The sequence below is a fragment of the Aureispira sp. CCB-E genome, from assembly GCF_031326345.1.
In the GTDB taxonomy this organism is placed as follows: domain Bacteria; phylum Bacteroidota; class Bacteroidia; order Chitinophagales; family Saprospiraceae; genus Aureispira.
The window spans coordinates 199,911-220,410 of the sequence record NZ_CP133671.1; the positions used below are offsets into that span (position 1 = coordinate 199,911).

The 20,500-nt window shown below is 33.6% G+C and carries 15 protein-coding genes and 1 tRNA gene; 6 read left to right on the forward strand and 10 right to left on the reverse strand.

From position 1 onward, the window contains the following. The first annotated feature begins 112 nt into the window (after window positions 1-112). From QP953_RS00840 to QP953_RS00855, 4 genes are all read left to right on the forward strand, one after another. On the forward strand, window positions 113-4,339 hold the full coding sequence (locus QP953_RS00840; RefSeq protein WP_309553664.1) for an ATP-binding protein: 4,227 nt from the start codon (window positions 113-115) through the stop codon (window positions 4,337-4,339). Window positions 4,340-4,758: 419 nt separating this feature from the next. After that, window positions 4,759-5,091 (forward strand): type II toxin-antitoxin system RelE/ParE family toxin, encoded by a 333-nt coding sequence (locus QP953_RS00845; RefSeq protein ID WP_309553665.1) that lies wholly within the window; start codon window positions 4,759-4,761, stop codon window positions 5,089-5,091. A 36-nt stretch (window positions 5,092-5,127) separates the two neighbouring features. Beyond that, a complete protein-coding gene (locus tag QP953_RS00850; protein WP_309553666.1) occupies window positions 5,128-6,219 on the forward strand; it encodes an ImmA/IrrE family metallo-endopeptidase in 1,092 nt (363 codons plus the stop codon). 137 nt (window positions 6,220-6,356) lie between these two features. Further along, on the forward strand, window positions 6,357-6,869 hold the full coding sequence (locus QP953_RS00855; RefSeq protein WP_309553667.1) for a hypothetical protein: 513 nt from the start codon (window positions 6,357-6,359) through the stop codon (window positions 6,867-6,869). A 224-nt stretch (window positions 6,870-7,093) separates the two neighbouring features. Here QP953_RS00855 and QP953_RS00860 read toward each other — a convergent pair whose 3' ends face one another. The 9 genes from QP953_RS00860 to QP953_RS00900 form a co-directional block, all read right to left on the reverse strand. Continuing rightward, entirely contained in the window at window positions 7,094-7,957 is an 864-nt protein-coding gene (locus QP953_RS00860; RefSeq protein WP_309553668.1) for a hypothetical protein, read from the reverse strand. Between the two features lie 67 nt (window positions 7,958-8,024). Beyond that, window positions 8,025-8,450: a hypothetical protein gene (locus QP953_RS00865; RefSeq protein ID WP_309553669.1), complete on the reverse strand. Its 426-nt coding sequence runs from the start codon at window positions 8,448-8,450 to the stop codon at window positions 8,025-8,027. A 343-nt stretch (window positions 8,451-8,793) separates the two neighbouring features. After that, on the reverse strand, window positions 8,794-9,402 hold the full coding sequence (locus tag QP953_RS00870; RefSeq protein ID WP_309553670.1) for a hypothetical protein: 609 nt from the start codon (window positions 9,400-9,402) through the stop codon (window positions 8,794-8,796). A 47-nt stretch (window positions 9,403-9,449) separates the two neighbouring features. Then, entirely contained in the window at window positions 9,450-10,730 is a 1,281-nt protein-coding gene (locus QP953_RS00875; RefSeq protein ID WP_309552563.1) for a transposase, read from the reverse strand. Between the two features lie 292 nt (window positions 10,731-11,022). After that, a complete protein-coding gene (locus QP953_RS00880; RefSeq protein WP_309553671.1) occupies window positions 11,023-12,057 on the reverse strand; it encodes a DUF3696 domain-containing protein in 1,035 nt (344 codons plus the stop codon). Window positions 12,058-12,108: 51 nt separating this feature from the next. Then, window positions 12,109-13,029, reverse strand: coding sequence for an AAA family ATPase (locus tag QP953_RS00885; RefSeq protein WP_309553672.1), 921 nt, complete (start codon window positions 13,027-13,029; stop codon window positions 12,109-12,111). Between the two features lie 317 nt (window positions 13,030-13,346). After that, window positions 13,347-13,419, reverse strand: a tRNA-Pro gene (locus QP953_RS00890). Window positions 13,420-13,704: 285 nt separating this feature from the next. Next, window positions 13,705-14,496 carry a hypothetical protein gene (locus tag QP953_RS00895; protein ID WP_309553673.1) on the reverse strand — a complete coding sequence of 264 codons (792 nt, stop codon included), beginning with the start codon at window positions 14,494-14,496 and terminating at the stop codon, window positions 13,705-13,707. 68 nt (window positions 14,497-14,564) lie between these two features. Then, the gene (locus tag QP953_RS00900) at window positions 14,565-15,149 is read right to left on the reverse strand and encodes an RNA polymerase sigma factor (RefSeq protein ID WP_052596303.1); all 585 of its coding nucleotides are present in this window, start codon (window positions 15,147-15,149) and stop codon (window positions 14,565-14,567) included. A 550-nt stretch (window positions 15,150-15,699) separates the two neighbouring features. Between QP953_RS00900 and QP953_RS00905 the strand changes: the two genes are divergently transcribed. Beyond that, window positions 15,700-18,672: a pitrilysin family protein gene (locus QP953_RS00905; protein ID WP_052596306.1), complete on the forward strand. Its 2,973-nt coding sequence runs from the start codon at window positions 15,700-15,702 to the stop codon at window positions 18,670-18,672. A 106-nt stretch (window positions 18,673-18,778) separates the two neighbouring features. Here the strand turns inward: QP953_RS00905 and QP953_RS00910 are convergent, their stop codons facing one another. Beyond that, window positions 18,779-19,297: a hypothetical protein gene (locus QP953_RS00910; protein WP_052596308.1), complete on the reverse strand. Its 519-nt coding sequence runs from the start codon at window positions 19,295-19,297 to the stop codon at window positions 18,779-18,781. A gap of 67 nt (window positions 19,298-19,364) precedes the next feature. Here QP953_RS00910 and QP953_RS00915 point away from each other — a divergent pair, with 67 nt between their 5' ends. Beyond that, on the forward strand, window positions 19,365-20,303 hold the full coding sequence (locus QP953_RS00915) for a hypothetical protein (RefSeq protein ID WP_052596309.1): 939 nt from the start codon (window positions 19,365-19,367) through the stop codon (window positions 20,301-20,303). Window positions 20,304-20,500: the final 197 nt, after the last annotated feature.

Genomic DNA, 20,500 nt, shown 5'->3' on the forward strand with positions numbered 1-20,500 from the left:
TATTGATAATGAGGGCTAATTCTGTGTCACTGATACAAAATCTTGAGATATGACATATTTTTATACCTTTATGACACGTTTTTATATCCACTGTCCCCTTCTCAACTAAACAATGGACTTTAGAACACGTTTTAAAGTTATTAGAAGAGAAGAAATGCATTTTTTTGTTACTTTTATCTCATCTAGAAACTTAATCTTTTTGATATTTTTGAAAAAATTCAACCTCTATATTCTATTTCAGTTCGTCGTGTTTTGTAGCCACGCACAGCCACTTTCTACGGTGCTGAAACAGTATATTGTTCAACAGCAAGAACTTTCCACAGAAGATGGTTTATCTCACCCCTTCATTCATTCTTTTGCTCAAGACAATTATGGCTTTATGTGGTTGGCTACGCCTTATGGTTTAAATCGCTATAACGGGCAAGAATTTAAACAATATCACAAAAAGGATTTTGCCTTGCGCAGCAACAACGTTCGTTTGGTCATTAGTGCCCCAGACAGCATGTTGTGGTTAGCGTACACTAGAGAAATGGAAGTTTCTCATGCCATCGATGTTTTTGATCCAATATCAGGTGCTATCACACCACTAAATCAATACTTTTCCAAGTCATTACCCTTTGATGCAACAGATATACACTTTCGCTCTTTTCGAAAAAATGCTGATGGTAATATATGGTTTAGCACCCCACACGATCTTTATCAATACAATGGTTCCAAAATTGAACACTTACTATCTTTGCCTGATAGTTTCACCATACGTTCAGCCATTCCTTATGAAGAAAAAGCGGCAAGTGGTTGGCTCACTGCTATCAGCGAAACATCAAATCATTACTTATTCCATTTTAATGAAAGAAAAAAAATCATTGAACAATACCCTCTTGCCGAGCCACAAGGTCCCAGAACGACAATCAACCTAATAAAAGCTCTCGATAGGCAAGGCATTATTTATAGTACGACCCAATTAAGTAAGGATTCGATTTCAAAAAATGTCCTTTTTTATAAAGCAAACCATCAATCGCCCCAAAGGTTTATTCCCACAGTTGATAAAGATTATCTACTTTATAAATATGCTCCCTACCACAACCAGATTTGGTGCTTTGGTACAGAGGGTAAAATAGATTTGTACTCCACACAAGCTGAACTAGTTGCTCAATGTACTACTACAGTGTTTCAGAGCCCTCCCTCCCATCTTTTTTTTGATATACAAGGAGGACTTTGGGTCAATACTAAACGAAAAAATTACTTGCTGCACGTTGTCCCCAATCCATTCAAACGCTATTCGGGAAATACAACAAGCCACCAATTTGGTGTCAGTTGTAGAGGCATAGCAGAAGATACGACAGGTAGGTTGTATTTAAATTCGAGAACAGGTACCTATCAAACCAAAGATAGAACACAGCAAATGCAACGCTTGCCCAATATCCCCAACTATCCTGTTGATATGAAAGGCAAAAATGGAGGCGCACGCTTAGCCACCTTAGTAGACGATGATGAAAGCATCTGGTTGACAGGAGAATATAGAACACTTATACACTATCACCCAGAGACTTCGGCTTATGATTTCTTTTTGTATGACAGTCTAGATGAATTGAGATTGTCTCAACACAAAATTCCTCCTTTATACTGGTCTTTGTACAAAGATTATAAAGGTCAGATTTGGCTAGGTGGTATTGGTTTGTCTTATCTTGATGCAACCAACAAAAAATTAAAACTATGGGATAATTACAATGGGTTCTATTGGCTTGCTACAAGTGAAATTTACCATTTTCATGAAAATCAGACAGGAATCTGGCTGGCTAGCTCATCGGGTTTGTATCATTTAGATAAAAACATGCACATCAAGGCACGCTATCACACCAAAGGAAAGCCTCCTTATTATCTTCCAGCAGATGTTATTACCCATTTGCATGAAGACAAGGAAGGCAACTTTTGGCTAACCACCAAAGGCAACGGGCTGGTAAAGTGGCATCCCAATAGTAAAGTTTACAAACATTTTACTACACGTCATGGTCTAACCCATGATGTACTTTATGCCGTGTATGAGGATGCACACAATCACCTTTGGTTGAGTTCTAATATGGGTATTATGTCTTTTGATAAAGCAACGCATATCATCACTCCTTATAGTACTAAAGATGGATTGCCACAAAAAGAATTTAATACCATATCCCATTATCAAGCCCACGATGGCACCATCTTTTTTGGAGGATTAAATGGGCTCATTTCCTTTCACCCAACAGAGATTCAACAAACAAAAAGAGTATACAAAGCAGCATTGCACATCATTTCACATACTAAATATGACAATCAAAAAAATGAGACCATAGACCTAACCGCTGCTTGTTTTAAAGATCGAAAAATTGTTGTTCAGCCTCAAGATAGGAATGTCCAACTTGGTTTTCGATTGTTAGATTATCGCAACCAAGCCCCTACTTTTTTTTATCGCATTGTTGGTTTGGATCCATATTGGCGTGCTACCCAAAAAACTGAAATTAACTTAGATGGTCTACCTTATGGAAATTATGACCTGCACATCAAGACAGAAGCTAGTGACCAACTACTAAAAATAGCTCTTGAAGTAGTTGCTCCATTCTATTTTAGACCTTGGTTTGTTGCCTGTTCTATTATTTTGATTCTGTGTATCATTGCATTGGTTATTTGGTTTAGAACCCAAGCACTAGAGAAGCGCAAGCGCATGTTGGAAGCTATTGTAGTAGAACGTACAGCTGAATTAAAAATTAAAACATTACAATTAGAAGCCCAAACCGAAGAACTAAAGGGGTTAAACCAACTTAAATCTCGTTTTTTCACCAATATATCCCATGAACTTCGAACTCCCCTGACACTTATTTTAGCTCCATTGGCTGCTCTTATTAAAAATAAAAAGAAAAATGACCTTGAAAAGCAACAGCTAAAAATGATAGAACGCAATGGCATGCAGCTGTTGCAATTGGTAGAGGAGATATTGGACTTATCTAAATTGGAAGCCAACAAACTAGAAGTCAATGAGCAACCTACAGCATTAAACTTTTTTGCCAGTCGTATTCTAACAACCTTTAAATCAAGAGCCCTATTCTTGGATCTGGACTATACGATAGAGGTTTGGGTAGACCAAGAACAAATTGTATTACTTGACCAAGATAAGGTGGCGAAAATTTTAAATAATTTTATTTCCAATGCCTTTAAATTTACCAGTCCAAAGGACAAAGTAAACGCAAGAGTAGTTCTCGATATGAATAAAATCATTTTCTCTGTGAAAGATACAGGTCAAGGAGTTGCCAAGGAAGATCTTCCCTTTTTATTTGATCGATTTTATCAAACTAATCAAGCTCAGAATAGAGCAGATGGCACTGGCATTGGATTGGCTTTTTGCAAGGAATTGGCAGAGCTGATGGGTGGAGTTGTAAAGGTAGAAAGTGAACTTGGACAAGGCTGTACCTTTAGTCTAATTCTAAAACATAGCTCCCTTCCTAGCACCTCTATGATAGAAAATCCCCCACCACTTTCCGAAGCTATTGAAGTGACTTCCTCTCCTTCTCCAACCAAAAATATGGCATATGCGCCTTTGATTCTAATAGCAGAAGATCATCCAGATATGCAATTGTTTATCCATCAGTTGTTGTCTCCTCATTTTAAACTCATTTTGTGCAAGCATGGGAAACAGGCACATGACTATCTAACGACCTCTGGTAATAAATTGCCTGATTTAATTATTTCAGATATTATGATGCCTCAAATGGATGGATTTACATTGTTGAAATATTGCAAAGAACAACCTCAGTTCAGCTCCATTCCTATGATAATGCTTACTGCCCGCTCAAATATCAAGGATCGATTGAGCGCTCTCAGAATGGGAGTAGATGACTATCTAACCAAACCTTTTATAGCAGAAGAACTTTTAGCAAGGGTTCACAATCTGTTATCTAACGCCAATATCCGCCAACAAGCATTGATAACAACGCACAAAGATGAAGTTGTAACAACATCCCCTTCTCAACAAGAGGTCCCCTCCTTGTCTCCCATGAATCAAAAATGGCTGAAAGAAGTGGAACAAATTCTGTGGGAATCAGTAACTGATCCCGACTTTAGTGTGGAAACTTTGGCAGAGGCTGTTCACTTGGGGCGTAGCAGTCTTTATCGCAAACTAAAAAAGTTGACAGGTCTTACCCCTGCACACTATATACGAGAAGTTCGATTGAATATTGCTCGTGATCTTCTAGAACAGAATACTTATGAAACCATGGCTGAGGTAGCCTATGCCTCTGGTTTTTCTACTCCTTACCATTTCTCCAATATTTATGAAAAACGATTTGGAAAAAAGCCTACTGATTACTTTTAGGCTCGTTAGGGACAAGAAATTTGTCGGATTCTTTTTTAAGTTATCATAGTTCATGCTTTTAATATACGAAAAATAATCCTGCCTTGCGTATGCGTACGCGCGGTCTGGCTTTATTCCTAATAATATCTAATATTTATTGGGTTATAAGATATAGTAGTTCGTTGATTTTTTACTTTTTTACCAAAAAGATAAAAAAGCACATTTATATTAGTTTGATAATCAAAATTTTAACACAAAACACAGTAAAGATATAACTTGTTGATTATCAAGCTAATAAAGTTTTTCAACGAACTATTGAAGATAATTACTTTGACTTTTTCAATAAAAAACAAGGCTTAAATTTTAAGCTTTCAATAAAACAACCTACTTTTGTTTAATAAAAAATTAACACCTACTGTTAATAAAACCGTAACTATATTGTGAATATTACGTTTAAAGATAAGAAGCTTGAATCTTATGCTAATGATGATAAAAAAGGTAAAAAGAAATTAGGAGCAGTACGATTCAAAAAATTTAAACAGCGTATTGATGCGCTCCGAATGGTCAAAAACTTAGAGGACATAAGGCATTTTCCTGGCAATTATCACGAACTAAAAGAAGATAGAAAAGGTCAATGGGCGTGTTCATTAGATGGAGCATTTCGCCTTATTTTTGAACCTCACGAAAACCCTATTCCTGAAAATGAGAATGGTCAATACCTTTGGATAGAAATTAAAGGTGTAGAAGTTTTAGAAATTGTCGACTATCATTAATACATACCCAACTCTATATAATAAATTTTCGATACGATGAAGAATACATATAATCCCCAAACGGTAACACCTCCCAAAGATTTTCTAATAGAAGCCCTTGAAGAGCGCAATATGGGTTCTAAAGAGTTTGCTATTAGAACAGAAAAACCCGAAAAAACAATTTCGGCTATTCTAAATGGAAAAAGTAGTATTACCCCCGAAATGGCAATTCAATTTGAAAAAGTATTGAATATGCCTGCCTATTTTTGGTTAGAAGCTCAACGTGTCTATGATGAATGCGAAGCAAGAAACGCTTATCAAAGAATCATTGAAGGAAGTATAGATTGGGCAAAAGAGTTTCCTTATAGTAACATGGCAAAATTAGGATGGGTAGCCCCAACAAGAAAAGCCTCTGAAAAAGCTGCCGAACTATTAACATTCTTTGGTGTAGCCTCTCCTAAAGCTTGGAAAGATTGTTATTTTGATAAGAAGATTAAAGTATCTCTTAGAGCCTCTTTAGAGGAAGTTAAACACGCTCATGCTTTAACTGCATGGTTACGCCATGGCTTACTACAAGCACAAAAGATAGATGCACCTACTTATTCAAAAAGTACGTTCAAAAAACAACTAAAAGAAATACAAGAGTTAATGTATTTACAGCCTAGTGACTTTTTCCAACAATTGCAACAACTTTGTCTTAAAGCAGGGGTTATTGTCGTTTATAGTCCTTCTTTGCCTTCTGTTCCTATTCATGGTGCTACTCGATGGAATGGTAATACGCCTATTATCCAATTGACAGGACGATACAAACAAAATGATATTTTTTGGTTTACATTTTTCCATGAAGCAGGGCATATTTTGGAACATGGGAAAAAGTATATCTCTTTAGAAAATATTAGTTATAAAGGAGAAGATGAAAAGCTAGAGCAAGAAGCTGATGAAATAGCCATTTCTTATACATTTAACAAACAACAAGAAAAGGAATTTTTAGCCCTTGATTCTTTAGAAGATGAAACCATCGAAGCTTTTGCTGAAAAACACAGGATACACCCTGCTGTTATTGTAGGTCGCTTACAACACAAGAAGATTATATCTTTCAAAGACAAACGAAAATTCTTTGTAGCTATTAATTTAGGGCAAGAATCCTAAACAGACAATAAACTATTAAATAAAAATCCCCCTCTATCTTTTTGGGGGATTCTTTTTTTATAACTAGAAATAACAGAGAAAAAGAATCATAATTTCCTATTATAAGCTAAATTCCTTAGTTATTTAGGTTTCATAAAATGCCAAAGTATCATACTTTCCCAACCTTATACAACGAAGTTTTACAATTAAGTACAACCAAACTTAAAGAATGGGAATATCTCAAACCCAATAGCTATAAAAGTGGAATACTTACATGGAGCAGTAATGGAAAACAGATAGGGAGAATTTCTATTCTTATAGATACTTCTGAAAAGCAACCCTACATAGAGCTAGATTATAAATTTAGAGATAAACCCCGAAACTATAAGATAAAGTTAGTTTCAATGCCCTCTAACTTAGGAAAAGGTGTTCTTTGGTCTTCCTTTGTCCTGTTACTAAAAAGCGTTGTAGAAAGCTTTATTCTATTGATGGATATTTTTTACACAGAGAAGCTTTTGAAGGTTGTATGTATGAATCACAAACTTATAGCAAGTATTATAGAAGCCTTGATAAAATATTTAAGAGTGATATGCTATATGAACAAATTTATAGTAAACATTTCAAGAAGTTTTATAAAGGAAAACCAACTAAACGCTATGCTAAGATTTTAAAGGAACTTGAAAAAGCTGAGAGGATTGATTATAAAGCTTTCGAGGCTGAACTATATAAGGTATAGATAGATACTAAGAAAATATGAAATTTTATTCCCATAAAAAGGCACTTCCATTCAAACAGCTAGTAAAAGAAGTTAACCTTCATTCCCTGATTCAGAGTAATAGTTTGATAAAAAGTATCGTTTGGCTATAAGTTATTACTTTGTGTTTGGGGTTTTGTTTTATGACACTAAATTAGCAAATTTAGTCCATAGTGTAGGTTGAAATGACTCTTTAAAAATTGTTATTTCAAATTGAGTTTCTTCTTGATTCATTTTACCTAATGTTCGTCTATCGCTACTATTCAAACCAATATACTCAACAAGAAAGTCACACATAAATATTAAATATTTTGAACGAGATTTTATGGGCATAACTATTCCTGTTGTGTAATCACTTTTGATATTAATATATGAAATAGCAAGAGGAATTTTTTTTAGCTCTTCCACATTTACTGTTTTACAGTCTAAAATAATCGTCCTTAGAGTTTCTTCAATTTCATTGTCTAATTTAAAACTGGAAACACAAGCAGATGTACGCCATAATTGTAATAAAAAGAAAAGTCTTATTCTTTTTATATCATCCTCTTGATTAAAGAGCTCATATCCATCTATTATATTATCAGCAGAAGGATTTGGTGTAGCTGTATTAGGCATGAAACTTTCAGCACGAAACTTATTCATGATAGAGGCAAAAGGGGATTCTATTTCATCTGCCATCATTTTTTCACACTGTCTACAGAATACATAATCAACAGCATGCTTATCTGTCTTTTTAGCTTCTTCAATTTCTTCATCTGTAGGGGAGCGGTTTAACGCTTCTTCTATGCTTTTCTGACTTGTTTTTTGCCCAAATTTATATTTTTTTGAATAAGTCTTATCATCTAGGTCAAGAGTTATTTCATAAGAACTAGTTTTTGCTCTTATTTTACTCCCCTCTTCATTTAAGCATCTTCTGATAACAGAATCAGTGAGATAGTGAGTATTAGTATCATCGGCTGTATTAGTCAAACACAAAGCGCACTTTCTTTCAGAATCAAATTCCATAATGTTTATTTTAGGATGAGAGACAAATACTTTGAATCAAAGATGTCTTTTATTTTGAGATAGTGTATTAAAATATAATTTTACTAAAAGGATCATCTCCTTTAATAATGAAGGCATGCTTTTCAGAATTATACTCTAACTCTAATCCGTCAATATAAAAATCCCTTGATATAATTTCAGATGTATTATCTCTTGTTTTTGTTGCTTTTATTTTTAGCGTTCCTGTTTGGTTCACTCTAGTAGATATTGTGATATTGGGCTCTGCGGCAACATTTGGATGACCTATGTCAAGATAAAATGAATTTATTTTTCCTTCTTGATCATTCCAGTGTTTTGTTGTTGTTGTTTGAAAATCAACCCGAGTCACTTGTATAGTGCAATCATTTCCATTGACTACTTTTTTTACTTTATTTGATGTTGTATAGTTGGAAATGAATTCTTTTATTGCTTGGGATATAAGACGTAATGCTTCTTTAGATGATATATTGTTCATGCGCTTAGCTAATCTTTACTTATTTAATATATGTTCTTTTGTTGAAGTTACATAAAATTAAACTTTTAGTAGACTTTTAGGGTGATAATTTATCAATTATGATACTTTTGAAGCAGAGTTGTGCAAAGTCTAGGAATATAAACCTGATAAAACATGAAATCAAGTCCTCATAAAGAAAGGATTATCTCTACTAGATAACGACCTCACAAAACTTCACTTTCATGTTGACATTTGTTAACATCTGTATTCATAGAAAAAAAGTAAAAATCTTACAAAACCTAATATTCTATACTCCCCCCTTGCACATGGTTTTAAGTCACAATAATAAATATTCATTTTTTATTTACTTTTTCTCCAAAATCCATTTATCAAGGAAGTCATTAACCTTCTCAATATAGTTAATTGCTTCTTGTTTAGTTTTTGTTGTTCCAGAATGTCCCGCAGAGTTTCTTACATTTCTCAAATAGTCAATTAAATCTATTTTTAAATTCATAGGAGAATTAAATTGGTTTTCTAACTCCACTACCAATTGTGAAAAATGACTAGTGTTACAATGTTGTAATTCTGTTGAACCATACTTAAACTTTTCTAGAGAACCTTGCATAAGACCAAGCATCCATTTTTTTGAGGCGTCAATACTTAAGAATATCTCTTTTAATTCATTTTCTATGGTTCTTCCATACTGAATTATGACAGGCGAAAAATCACTCATTTCATCAATCGTATTCATTAAAAACTGTCCCGAAGACATATATTTAACACTAAGTGAAGATATTTTGGAAACATTAAATCTCGTATTTATAATTCTTTGATATACTTGAATATCCAATTTATTCGTATAGGCGTCAATTTTTTGTTCTAACTCAGAAATTTTATTTTCAATCTCTTCGTTTTTCGTTTTTAACTCATAAAAATCATCTAAAAATCTATCTCTTTGAATGTTAAGCAGCAATTCTAACGATGTAAGAAAATATATTAAATAATAATAATATCAAATAGCTATTCTAATTGAGGTCGAATATTGACCTTTCTAGCGATTATTTGATAGATTAAGTTCATTGAAATAGTAGGAATAAAATCAAAGAGTACTCGAACTTTCTGCCTTAAATCACGCAATGTTTTTGCTTCTTTTAAGGCTTGTTCAAAACTTTCATCAACAGCCCTTGTAATCTGGTCAACAAAAAATGCTAATAGCATAATCAAAGCAAATACTGTTGACAAGTAGAATTTTCCATGACCATAATTATGTTCCAAATTGTAGTCTTGATTCTTCAAGGTGTTAAATGTCTCATTTTCAATTTTCCAACGTGCTCTTCCAGCTGTGGCAATAGATGAAACATTTGATTTAGTCAAAGTTAGGTTGGTAATCCACTTATTGGAATAAACCACTTTATCTTTTTCTAAATCATATTCTTCGTATTCTAAATAGTTTACGATAATATCTTGGTTTGCGCCATTTAGAATGAGGTTAGATGCCCACCTGTATCGACACAGAGTCTTTTCATTTTTCTGGTATTGACACTGATGCAAACTATCCTTTTTTCTAAGTTGCTTAACTTGTTCCAAAACATATCCTTCCTTGATTACTATGATGTAATCCATTTGGATATCTTGTGCTTGAAGTGCTTTAATAGTTGGACCATCAGCATATAAAGCATCTAAAAGAATTAAGATCTTTTCTTTTGGCAGTATGCTGCGTAAATGTGGAAATAATCGTTTACATGCCTTTCGTTCACAATCATTCTTTTTTGAACCATCCTGCCGCGTTATTGCTTCTCCAAAAACAGGAAAAACGGTCTTGAAATTAGGATGAACTACACTCGCTGCTAACAATTGGTGATGATGTTCTATTGTACCATTTTTTCTTTTCTTTGTTAAACATTGAGAACAACCAATCTTATTGGAAGAAAATGTACCTGTGGCATCAACACTTACTAGCAAATGTTGGTCTAAGTATCTTCTACTTTCGAGTATTTTGAGCCTTTCCAAATGTTCAAAGATTGTTTTAAAAGTAGGTTGAAAAACAGATGGTTGGACAGCATCTAAAATTTTTCGCATCCCATTATCTGTTGGAAGCTTACTAATTTTAAAGACTTGTTCTAAATTGTCCTTACGATGAATGGCATTATCTATAAAACTCAATAATGATGGATCTTTTAGACCAAACATAGCAAATGCTCCCATTAAACAATCATGTAGCAAATATTCTGTATGCCCTTTTCGATCGTCTGGAACTTGGTGAAACTCTTTGGATACTATTTCTACTAATTTGTCGTACATCGTTTACTTTTTAGTAAATGTACGTTCCTTTTTCAATGAACTTAAATCTTATTTTATCATATAATTCTGTTTATCGTTAGAATTGCTGAATGTTAGCGAAACTAACGACATTTGAAATTATATTTATTTAATTCATAAATCAGTGCCTATCGATACTTGCGAAGTTTCAAAAGGAAACTATAAAATTTAACATCCCAAAATAATGTCTAAAAAATGCTCTAAAAGCCCTTGTTTTAGGGATTTTTCAGGTCTTTTTTTTGCGATTTTAGCACTCTATTTTGACTCGTATGTCCTATAAATGCAGACTTATGGTAAAATTAAATATAATTCCGTTTATCGTTAGAACCGCTGGCTGAATGTTAAGTAAACTTAATTTTAAATTAGTCTGTTCATCAAAAAAACCTTTCCCAAAATACTTTTCATAATCAATACTGCCATCTTCTCCTATTTGAACATGACTGATGTATTTATCTTTCGTCCCTTCCATAACATCATTTGGATGATTAAAATAATACATCTTTACATCATTTGGAGAAACTATTTTTTTACCTATATATTCTTGAAATTTATAAATTAGATACTCACTATGAGTTTCTATAAGGAACTGAATATTAAACCTAGAGGCAGCATCAATAAATAACTCTGCCATTTTTGCCTGTAAAGATGGATGTAGATTGGCTTCAGGTTCTTCTATTAACAAAGTTGAAGGGCTAAAGTATATTGTTTCTCTTTCATAATATCCTTCTTGATGATTAAAATTATACTCATATATTCTTTCATGCTTTTGAGCAATAGTAGCTATTTTCATTATGATTGGAAGTAATTGGGATACTCCATATCCCAAATCTACTAGAGGGGTTTTTGTTCCATCAAAATTAACTAGGAAAATTTTAGTCAAACCAATTGTTTCATCTCTAAAAACTGAAAGTTCTTTTCCTATTTTGAAGCCTTTTTGTTGATTTTTTCCACTTTCATTAACCTCTCCTTTCCCAATCCAAAAGTTTATAAAATTTTGAATTGGTAGGTGATTCTCTAAATATATAGAAGAAAAATCTCTTACGATTTGAATATCTTCACTATTCTGTTCGTCAATAAACCATTCTCTATTTCTACCTCTTGTAGTTGGTAGAAAATAAACCTTTTTTAAACTATCTATTTTTTTCTGAACAGCACCTAAAAAATCCCTCTCTATTGCTTTTAATAGATTTGTAAAAAGTGTACTGTTAGGTGTAGTTTGAAACATTGAGGATTTAAACGCATCACGAAAATTCTGTTCTTCGTTAGTTTCTTCTTTTTTTTGTTCAGCTCTTATAATATCTTGTTCCATTCCATTAAACAGATTAGAAAAGCTATGTTTGAAACATTCTAAAAGTTTGTATTAGCTATTCTCCTTTCCTTTAATAAGTTCAGTAGTAATTTTTTGTTCTATTTCTAATAGTTTTGACCTTTCTTCTTCTGATAATTCTGAATAATCAGAAAATAAACTTTTTCCTTTGGTGAGCTTTTTAGTAAGTTTTTCGTAGCCATCTTTTTTCTTTTTGGGAAAAGGAAAGTCAAAAAAGATGCCCCCATACTTTTCAATTCTACTAAACAAGTCAATAGCAAAATAGTCTGCGGTGTTTTCATTAGGTTCAATTCCTTCCTCTATCTCTACAAAAGGTGTTTCGATGATGAGTTGAAGAATTTTTTTTAAATCAAGGCTTGTTTCCATTTCCCATTCAGGAGCATCATCATAATACTCTCTATAACCTATTATATTAGACCAATGTAAATATGCTCCATTCCTTACAATCGCAATATTTTTAATCTCATGTGAAACTACTACTTCTTTTTTATCTCCTTTCTTAGGTAGAAAACGGTTTAATCCATATCTCACTTCTAAAGTTGCACTTATTTCTCGGCGATCTCCAAATTGCATTGGAAATGCAAAGACTAAGTCTTCATCCTCTTCAAAAATAGGTCGTTCACAGGAAGTAGGGTCATTCTTTTTGTGAAATTCCGAAAGTCTCGAGTACATATGTTGTCTTTGGGGCATTTTTGAGTTTTTAAAAGCCATCATTGTAACTCGATTAAAGATGCGTTCAAGATTTCCAAGCTCATGTTTCATTGTCTTAAAATCTAAGGTTTCTGAAACAATTCCATCTTTATAATTATGGATCAAGAACTGTATTGCTTTGAATACAGAGCTTTTTCCTGTATTATTTGTACCTGTGATTAATGTAATTGGTGCAAATTCAAGATTTTCTTTCTTTTTAAAAGTCCTAAAATTTTGTAGTCCTATTCCTTCTAAATTTGGCATTATGTAGTTTGTTATTTTTAATGCTAATGAGCAGTTGAAAATTCAATATAGTCAATGTACCTGTTTAAAAAAATTATACCGAGAAGCTATTTTAGCTATTTTAAAATTCTTATTTAACTTTAAAATATATACTGATTTTCAATCCTTTTGATCTATACCTTATTCATATCATTCCTATCTATTCTAACTCACAGAAAATACTATTAGCAATTACCATCACTTATGAAAGAGGAAAATGCACCAAAGTTCAAACTATGTTCAAACCAGACAAAAAAAAGAGTTTGAACAAAACGCTCAAACCCTTTATATATTGTTAGTCGGGATGACTGGACTTGAACCAGCGACCTCACGCCCCCCAGACGCGTACTCTACCAACTGAGCTACATCCCGCCAATCTTCTACAGCGAAGAAGGGCTGCTAAGGTACAGTCTTTTTTTATTTTTTCCAAAAAATAAGATTTCATTGATATACATTTTTTGTACTTGCCAGTAAATCCCAAAGAAGCACATACATAGCTCGCGATTCTATAGTTAGAAGACACTAAAAGATCTACCTACATTATAACATGAATTATGGAATTCAATTGACTAGGTTAAACATACTGGGCACACAACAAAAAATGACTTCCTAAAGCAGGAAGTCATTTGTATAAAATTTGAGTTATTGGTATCTCGTTTAAAGTTGCCCTAACACTTGAACAGCATCCTCTTGGTGGATGTGCCCTTTTTGAAGTGTAATTTCTTGAAGCAATTTTTTAGCAGCCTCTGTATGATCCAACTTAATTTTTCCCAATGCCCACATCCATTCTGCTTCTTGTTTGTAAGAGGAATCTCTGCCGTTTAAAATTTGCTCCAAGGTATTGATAGCACTTGTAGTCTTGTTTGTTGCCAATTGAGCTACCCCTAACACCAACATAGATTGATAGTCTTTGGATGCTTTTTCTGGGTAGGTATTCATATAATCTTTCAATAAATCAATTGACTTTCTATATTCTTGCTTTTGATAAGCTGTAAATGCGCTTTTTTTAATTTGCTCTGCTGTCGAAATAGTTTGACCACTAGCACGAGTAGATTCGATGTGAACAGCAATTGATTGAGAAGCTGCAAAATGTTGGTCAAAAACACTTGGCAACATCAAATTGTAGGTAATCGTACAGCAAACTAGTAAAGCAACGGCTGCTGCAACAGCATACAGTTTTCTCATAGGTCGAACCACTGCGCCAGTACTACTACTCATAGGAACTACATTATCTTCTTTCTGATATTTTGCTTCCATCTTTTTCAAATTCAATTGAAATTGTTCGATGTGCAATGCTTCTAGTCCATTATAAATTTGCTTATAGTCGTTAACTTCTTGCTTAAAACTAGGGTCCTCACTCATGAGTTGTTTTAAATAGGCTTTATCAGCTCCCTTGAGGGTGCCTCGATGATAGGCTTCAATCAGTCTACTTTTGTCTACTTTTGCCATGACTGTATTTGGTTTATTATATTTGGTGAGGTAATTGTCTTCTTAGTCGCTTAAATTAGTTTTGATAATTATAGAAAGTTTGAATCTTTTTTTTCTGCTACCATTTCTCTAAGTTTCTTTAAACATAAAGATTTTCTTTTTCGGACAACTCGTTCATCACTATATCCCATTTCGTGTACGACTGCTTCGGCAGAATATCCTTGAATAAACATTAACTCTAGTAGTCTCTTGCAAGGATTTCCTATTTCATTGAGCAGATGTCGTACCAATTCTTTCTGATGCTCGTTTTGATAATTATCAAACACATTAGTATCTAAATGATTATCGATTGCATTTGTATTACTAACGTCGTCTAAATTAACTAGCCTATTGTGTTTATCTCGAAATTTTTCTCGAAATAAATTTTTTCCAATAGAAAAAAGATACGTTTTTATGGTACTAGTTAAACTTGTCAATTTTTCATTCCTGACATTTAGATACAAAATCGTATATGCTTTTTGATAGATTTCTACTGCATCTTCTGACTCACATTGATAGGATTGAGATGCCCATACCAAAAAGGGTTGACGATTATCATCATAGAGTTTTTCTAGAACTTTTGGATCGCCTCTTTTTATAGCTTCTAAAATCTGATTATCTTTCTTTTCAAGCATTTATGAATAGAATTAGTAAAGTGTTACCGTTACCAGTATATTAAAGAAAAAAAAATTAATAAAAAATCTGTCTGTATTTAATTTCTTTATAATCTTCATTAAATAAAATTGCATTTCATAACTTACAGAGCTCATTAGGTGTTATTTAGAGGGAATATTTTATATAATTGGCAAATCTATCCACCTAAAATATTATTTTATTTAAAATAAAAAATAATTCATTTCAATAAAAAACAAAAACGCAGTGCCAAACTCTAAGTCTTTTATATACGCTTTGTATGTTATAATATCCTCTCTAAAATTTAAAGAGGTCTACACAAACTATTCTTCTTTATAATTGTAATAAATATAGCCTTTTTTATTAAAAAAGACTAATCTTGCATCTATCTGTTTTTATGGGGTTTTCGAGGGTACTAGTCGAAAAAAAACTATATTTTAGGAGCTTTTAATTAATTTTAAAGCTCTAAAAGAAGTTACATTAAAAGTAAACGCACTTTTTAATTACTCCTAAAGTTACACTTTTCCTAATCATTATTAAAATAAAAAACTTATGAATAACGCATCTAAGTTTTTAGCATTGTTTCTTTTTATCTTGCTAGGTTATGCAGAAATGGGCTGTAAAAGTTCGTCGGATACAACATCTAGCAACAAGAACAAAGAAAAAGAAACTGTTGCTAAATCAGATACGAATGCTCCTTCACCTGTTAGTGGTTTAGGCAGCTTAGGTTCTACGGCAACAACAGATGCAGCCAAAGAGGGTGCCAGTGGAATGGATGCCAAGCTACCTTTCTCTCCTGAAGTACGTACAGGCAAACTTGACAATGGTATGCAGTATTATATTAGAAAAAATGCAACACCAGAAAACCGTATCGAACTTCGCTTAGCTGTTGATGCTGGTTCTATGCAAGAAGACGACGACCAACAAGGTTTGGCGCATTTTGTAGAACATATGGCATTTAATGGTACGACTAATTTTGAAAAAAATGACTTGATCAACTTCTTAGAAAAAACAGGAGTTCGTTTTGGAGCAGATTTGAATGCTTATACTAGTTTTGACGAAACTGTTTATATGCTGCAATTGCCTACAGACAAAGAAGGTTTGGTAGACAAGGGATTGTTGGTTATGAGCGATTGGGCAACAGGCATTACATTTGCAACAGAAGAGATTGACAAAGAACGTGGTGTCATTCAGTCTGAGTGGAGAACGGGATTAGGTGCTAGTGAAAGAATGCGCCAAGTTTGGTGGCCTAAGGTGTTCTACAATACTCGCTATGCAGATCGCTTGCCAATTGGATTGATGGATATTATCCAAAATGCTCCGCACGATCGTTTCCGTCGATTCTACAGAGACTGGTATCGTCCCAACCTACAAGCTATCATTGTTGTTGGTGATTTGGATGTAGATGAAATGGAGAAAAAAATTAAGGAAAAATTCAGTGGCTTGAAAAATCCTGAAAATCCTAGAGAGAAAAAATTGTACGAAGTTCCTAATCATAAAGAAACATTTGTGGCAATTGCAACAGATAAAGAAGCTACAGGAATCAGTTTGCAATTGTATACTAAACACGATGCTCAAAAAATTAATACCTTAGATGACTACAGAACTTCTTTGATGCACCAACTGTATAACTCAATGATGAGTAGCCGCTTTGATGAGATTGCTCAACAAAACGATGCTCCATTTATTAGTGCAGGGGCAGGATATGGTAATTTTGTTCGCTCTAAAGATGCTTACTATGCTTCTGCTCAACCTAAAGAAGATGGTATCTTGGGTAGTTTGAACATTTTGCTACGTGAAAATCAACGTGTTTTGCAACATGGTTTTACTGACTCAGAATTAGAGCGTCAAAAATTGGCTTTGGAAAAATTGGCAGAACGTCAATATAAAGAGCGTGACAAGAGTCGCTCTGCTAACTTGGCAATGGAATGTGTTTATCATTTCTTAAACGATGCTCCTTTGTTTGGTGCTGAAAAAGAGATGAAATTGGTCAAAGAATTTTTGCCAACTATTAAGCTTGAAGAAATCAACCAGTTGGCAAAAGATTGGATCAAAGAAGAAAATAGAGCGATTGTTCTTACCGCACCAGACAAAGAAAGTGTGGTTTTGCCTACAGAGGAGGAAATTAGAAAAGTACTTGAAACCGCTAAGGATTTGAAGCCAGAGCCTTATAAAGACAAGTTCTTAGATATGCCTTTGATGGCTAAAACACCTACTGCTGGTAAAGTTGTAGATACAAAAAAGATCACTAAAGATGATTTAGAAATTACTGAATACACTTTGTCTAATGGTGTTCGTGTGATCTTGAAACCAACAGATTTTAAAAATGACCAAATTCTGCTAACGGCATACAGCCCTGGAGGACATTCTTTGTATGACGATAAAGATTTTGTTACAGCACAAAATGCTGCCAACATTGTTGATGAAGCAGGTCTTGGAGAATTTGATCTAATTGCTTTAGAGAAAAAACTAACTGGTGCTACTGTACAAATTGGTCCTTACATTGGTGAGTTGTACGAAGGGTTCTCTGGTTCTTCTTCTGTTGAAGATTTTGAAACCATGTTGAAACTTGTTCACCTATATGGAACAAATCCTAGAAAAGATAAGGAGTCGTTTACTCGTGTTATGGATCAGACCAAAGAACAATTGCGTAACTTGAGTGCTAATCCTATGTTGTATTTCCAAACAGAAATTCAAAAAATTAAGACTGGTAATCATCCAAGACGCAAGGTTGTTCCTGCTGAAGAAGACATTGACAAAATTGACTTTGAGCGTGTTTATGAGATTTACAACGATCGTTTTTCTGATTTTAGTGACTTTACTTTTGTTTTGGTAGGTAACTTTGAGCCTGAAACAATTAAGCCTCAATTAGAGTTGTACTTAGGATCTTTGCCAAGCACCAATAGAAAAGAAAAAGGTAAAGATGTTGGGGTTAAATATCCAACCAATACAAGCACTAGTAATCTCAAAAAAGGATTGGCTCCACAAGCGAATGTTTATATGGGATTTGTACAAGAAGAAGATTGGTCTCAAGAAAAAGCGTACCATGTATCTTCTATGGCAAAAGTATTGAGCATTATGGTTCGTGAAAACCTTAGAGAAGACAAAGGGGGTGTTTATAGTCCTTATGTAGGGGGTGGCATGAACCAAGAACCTAAAGGAGTTTCAGATGTTACGGTATTTTTCCAATGTGCTCCTGAGGATGTGGAAACATTGGTTGAAGCTGTAAAAGAGGAAATCAAATCTTTGCAAGAGAATGGTCCTTCTGATGAGAATTTCAACAAAATTAGAGAAACACAACGCCGTTCTCGTGAAAGTGATTTAGAGAAAAACCGTTTTTGGTTAAATACATTGACGAACTATTATAGAACGGATAGAGATTTAGCTCAAATCAAAGGCTATGATCAATTAGTTGAGAATTTGACTAAAGAAGATATTCAAAAAGCAGCCAAACAATTTTTAGACTTAGAAAAATCTATTATTGTGACGGTTAAACCTGAAAAGGAAGAGGTTAAAGGACCTTAGTCTTATTGCTTCTTAACATTAAAAAAAGCTTGTTTGTCGATTGACAAACAAGCTTTTTTTATAAATAAAATTCTACTAAGAATCATCTCATGGCTAAACAAAGTGGTTAATCTGTAGTACTGTAGATAATTTGTCCGCTGTGTACCTCCCATCCTTTATCTAGGTTAAAACGCTTGTATTTTGTAATCAAAATAATGCCGACCACAGCACCAACTACAGCAGCAGCAATAACAGTTCCTCCTAAAGTAACATTACCTAGCAAGGTTGCGCCTACTATGAGTCCTGTGAAACTGGCTCCTAAGGTTATGCCTCCCACCAAAACTTCTTGTGAACTCACACGACCTCCAATCATAGCACAATCATTAAATTGGATTTCTTTTCCATCAATAACCATTGCTCCTTCCTTGATATCTTCCAAGGTTCCTTTTTGAACTTTTTGAGCATCCCCACGCAATTTGTATTTCACGCGTCCTCCTTGGCTTACTAGCTTTTTTTTATCCTTCATTGTATGTTCAAAAACCAATACCTTTAGAGTTCTGGTATCATCTATTAATTTTTGTCCTTTCAAATTGGTATTTAATAATAAAAAGCAGGCAATTAGGATTGTGATAGAATTGATTTTCATAGTAAATACTATTTTTTTTTAGTATATTAGACAGGCAATTCTCTGTTGCTATCTAAAACAAAATTTTATGTCTTTATTTTCTAAATATAAACTCAATTATTTAATTCCTATTGCCTTTGTGGGAATTCTTTTGCTTTCTGCATTTCCCAATAGTAGCAAAATAAAGAAAACCAAGCCTCTAGCAATTGTGAATTCCAAATTTGATAAATACTGGTACCAAGGTAAAGCTGAAATTACAAGCTACCAATTGAAACAAGCGCGTTATGGTGAAATTAGAGAAGGATCGGCTGTATTTGTCTTTGTAACAGAGCCATTTTCAAAATCCAAACAAGTTAAACTTAACAATACGACTAGAAATAAAGAGGATGTTGTCCAAGTCTTAAAAATGAATTTTACGAAGAAATTTACGACGGGCATTTACGACTACTCTATCCTTCAATCTATTTTTACTCCCATTGATTTAAAAAATTACAAAAATAGCATAAAAGTCACCACAAGTCTGCAAGAATGGTGTGGGCATACGTATACACAACTCAACTTACAATCTTACAAATACAAGGTCTTGCTCAAATCTTACTTTGAAACCGAAGGTGATCAAGAGTATCAAGTAGAACAAGCGATGTTGGAAGATGAAATTTGGAACCTTATTAGAATTTCCCCTAATGCCCTCCCTATTGGTGACATACAATTGATTCCCAACACCGCTACGACACGATTGCGACATACTCGACTCGATGTCGAAAATGCATTTGCGACACTAAACGATCATGAATCTAATAAGGGACTGATGACGTATAAAGTAGAGTTTGTAGAGTCACAGCGCACCTTAACAATTGATTATCACAAGAAATTTCCTCATGAAATTGAAGGATGGACAGAAACCTATATTGATAATGGTAAAGAATTAACTACCAAAGCAACGCGTATCAAAACAATTTTATCAGATTACTGGAATAAATATCAAGTCAAAGACGAATCTATGCGTCAAGAATTGGGCTTGGAATAAGTTTAACCCTTTTTAAATTCATCAATAGGATATTAATAAAATTAGCAGTTCGTTGATTTTTTACTTTTTTACCAAAAAGATAAAAAAGCACATTTATATTAGTTTGATAATCAAAATTTTAACGCAAAACACAACAAAGGTATAACTTATTGATTATCAAACTAATAAAGTTTTTCAACGAACTATTGTAAAATCAC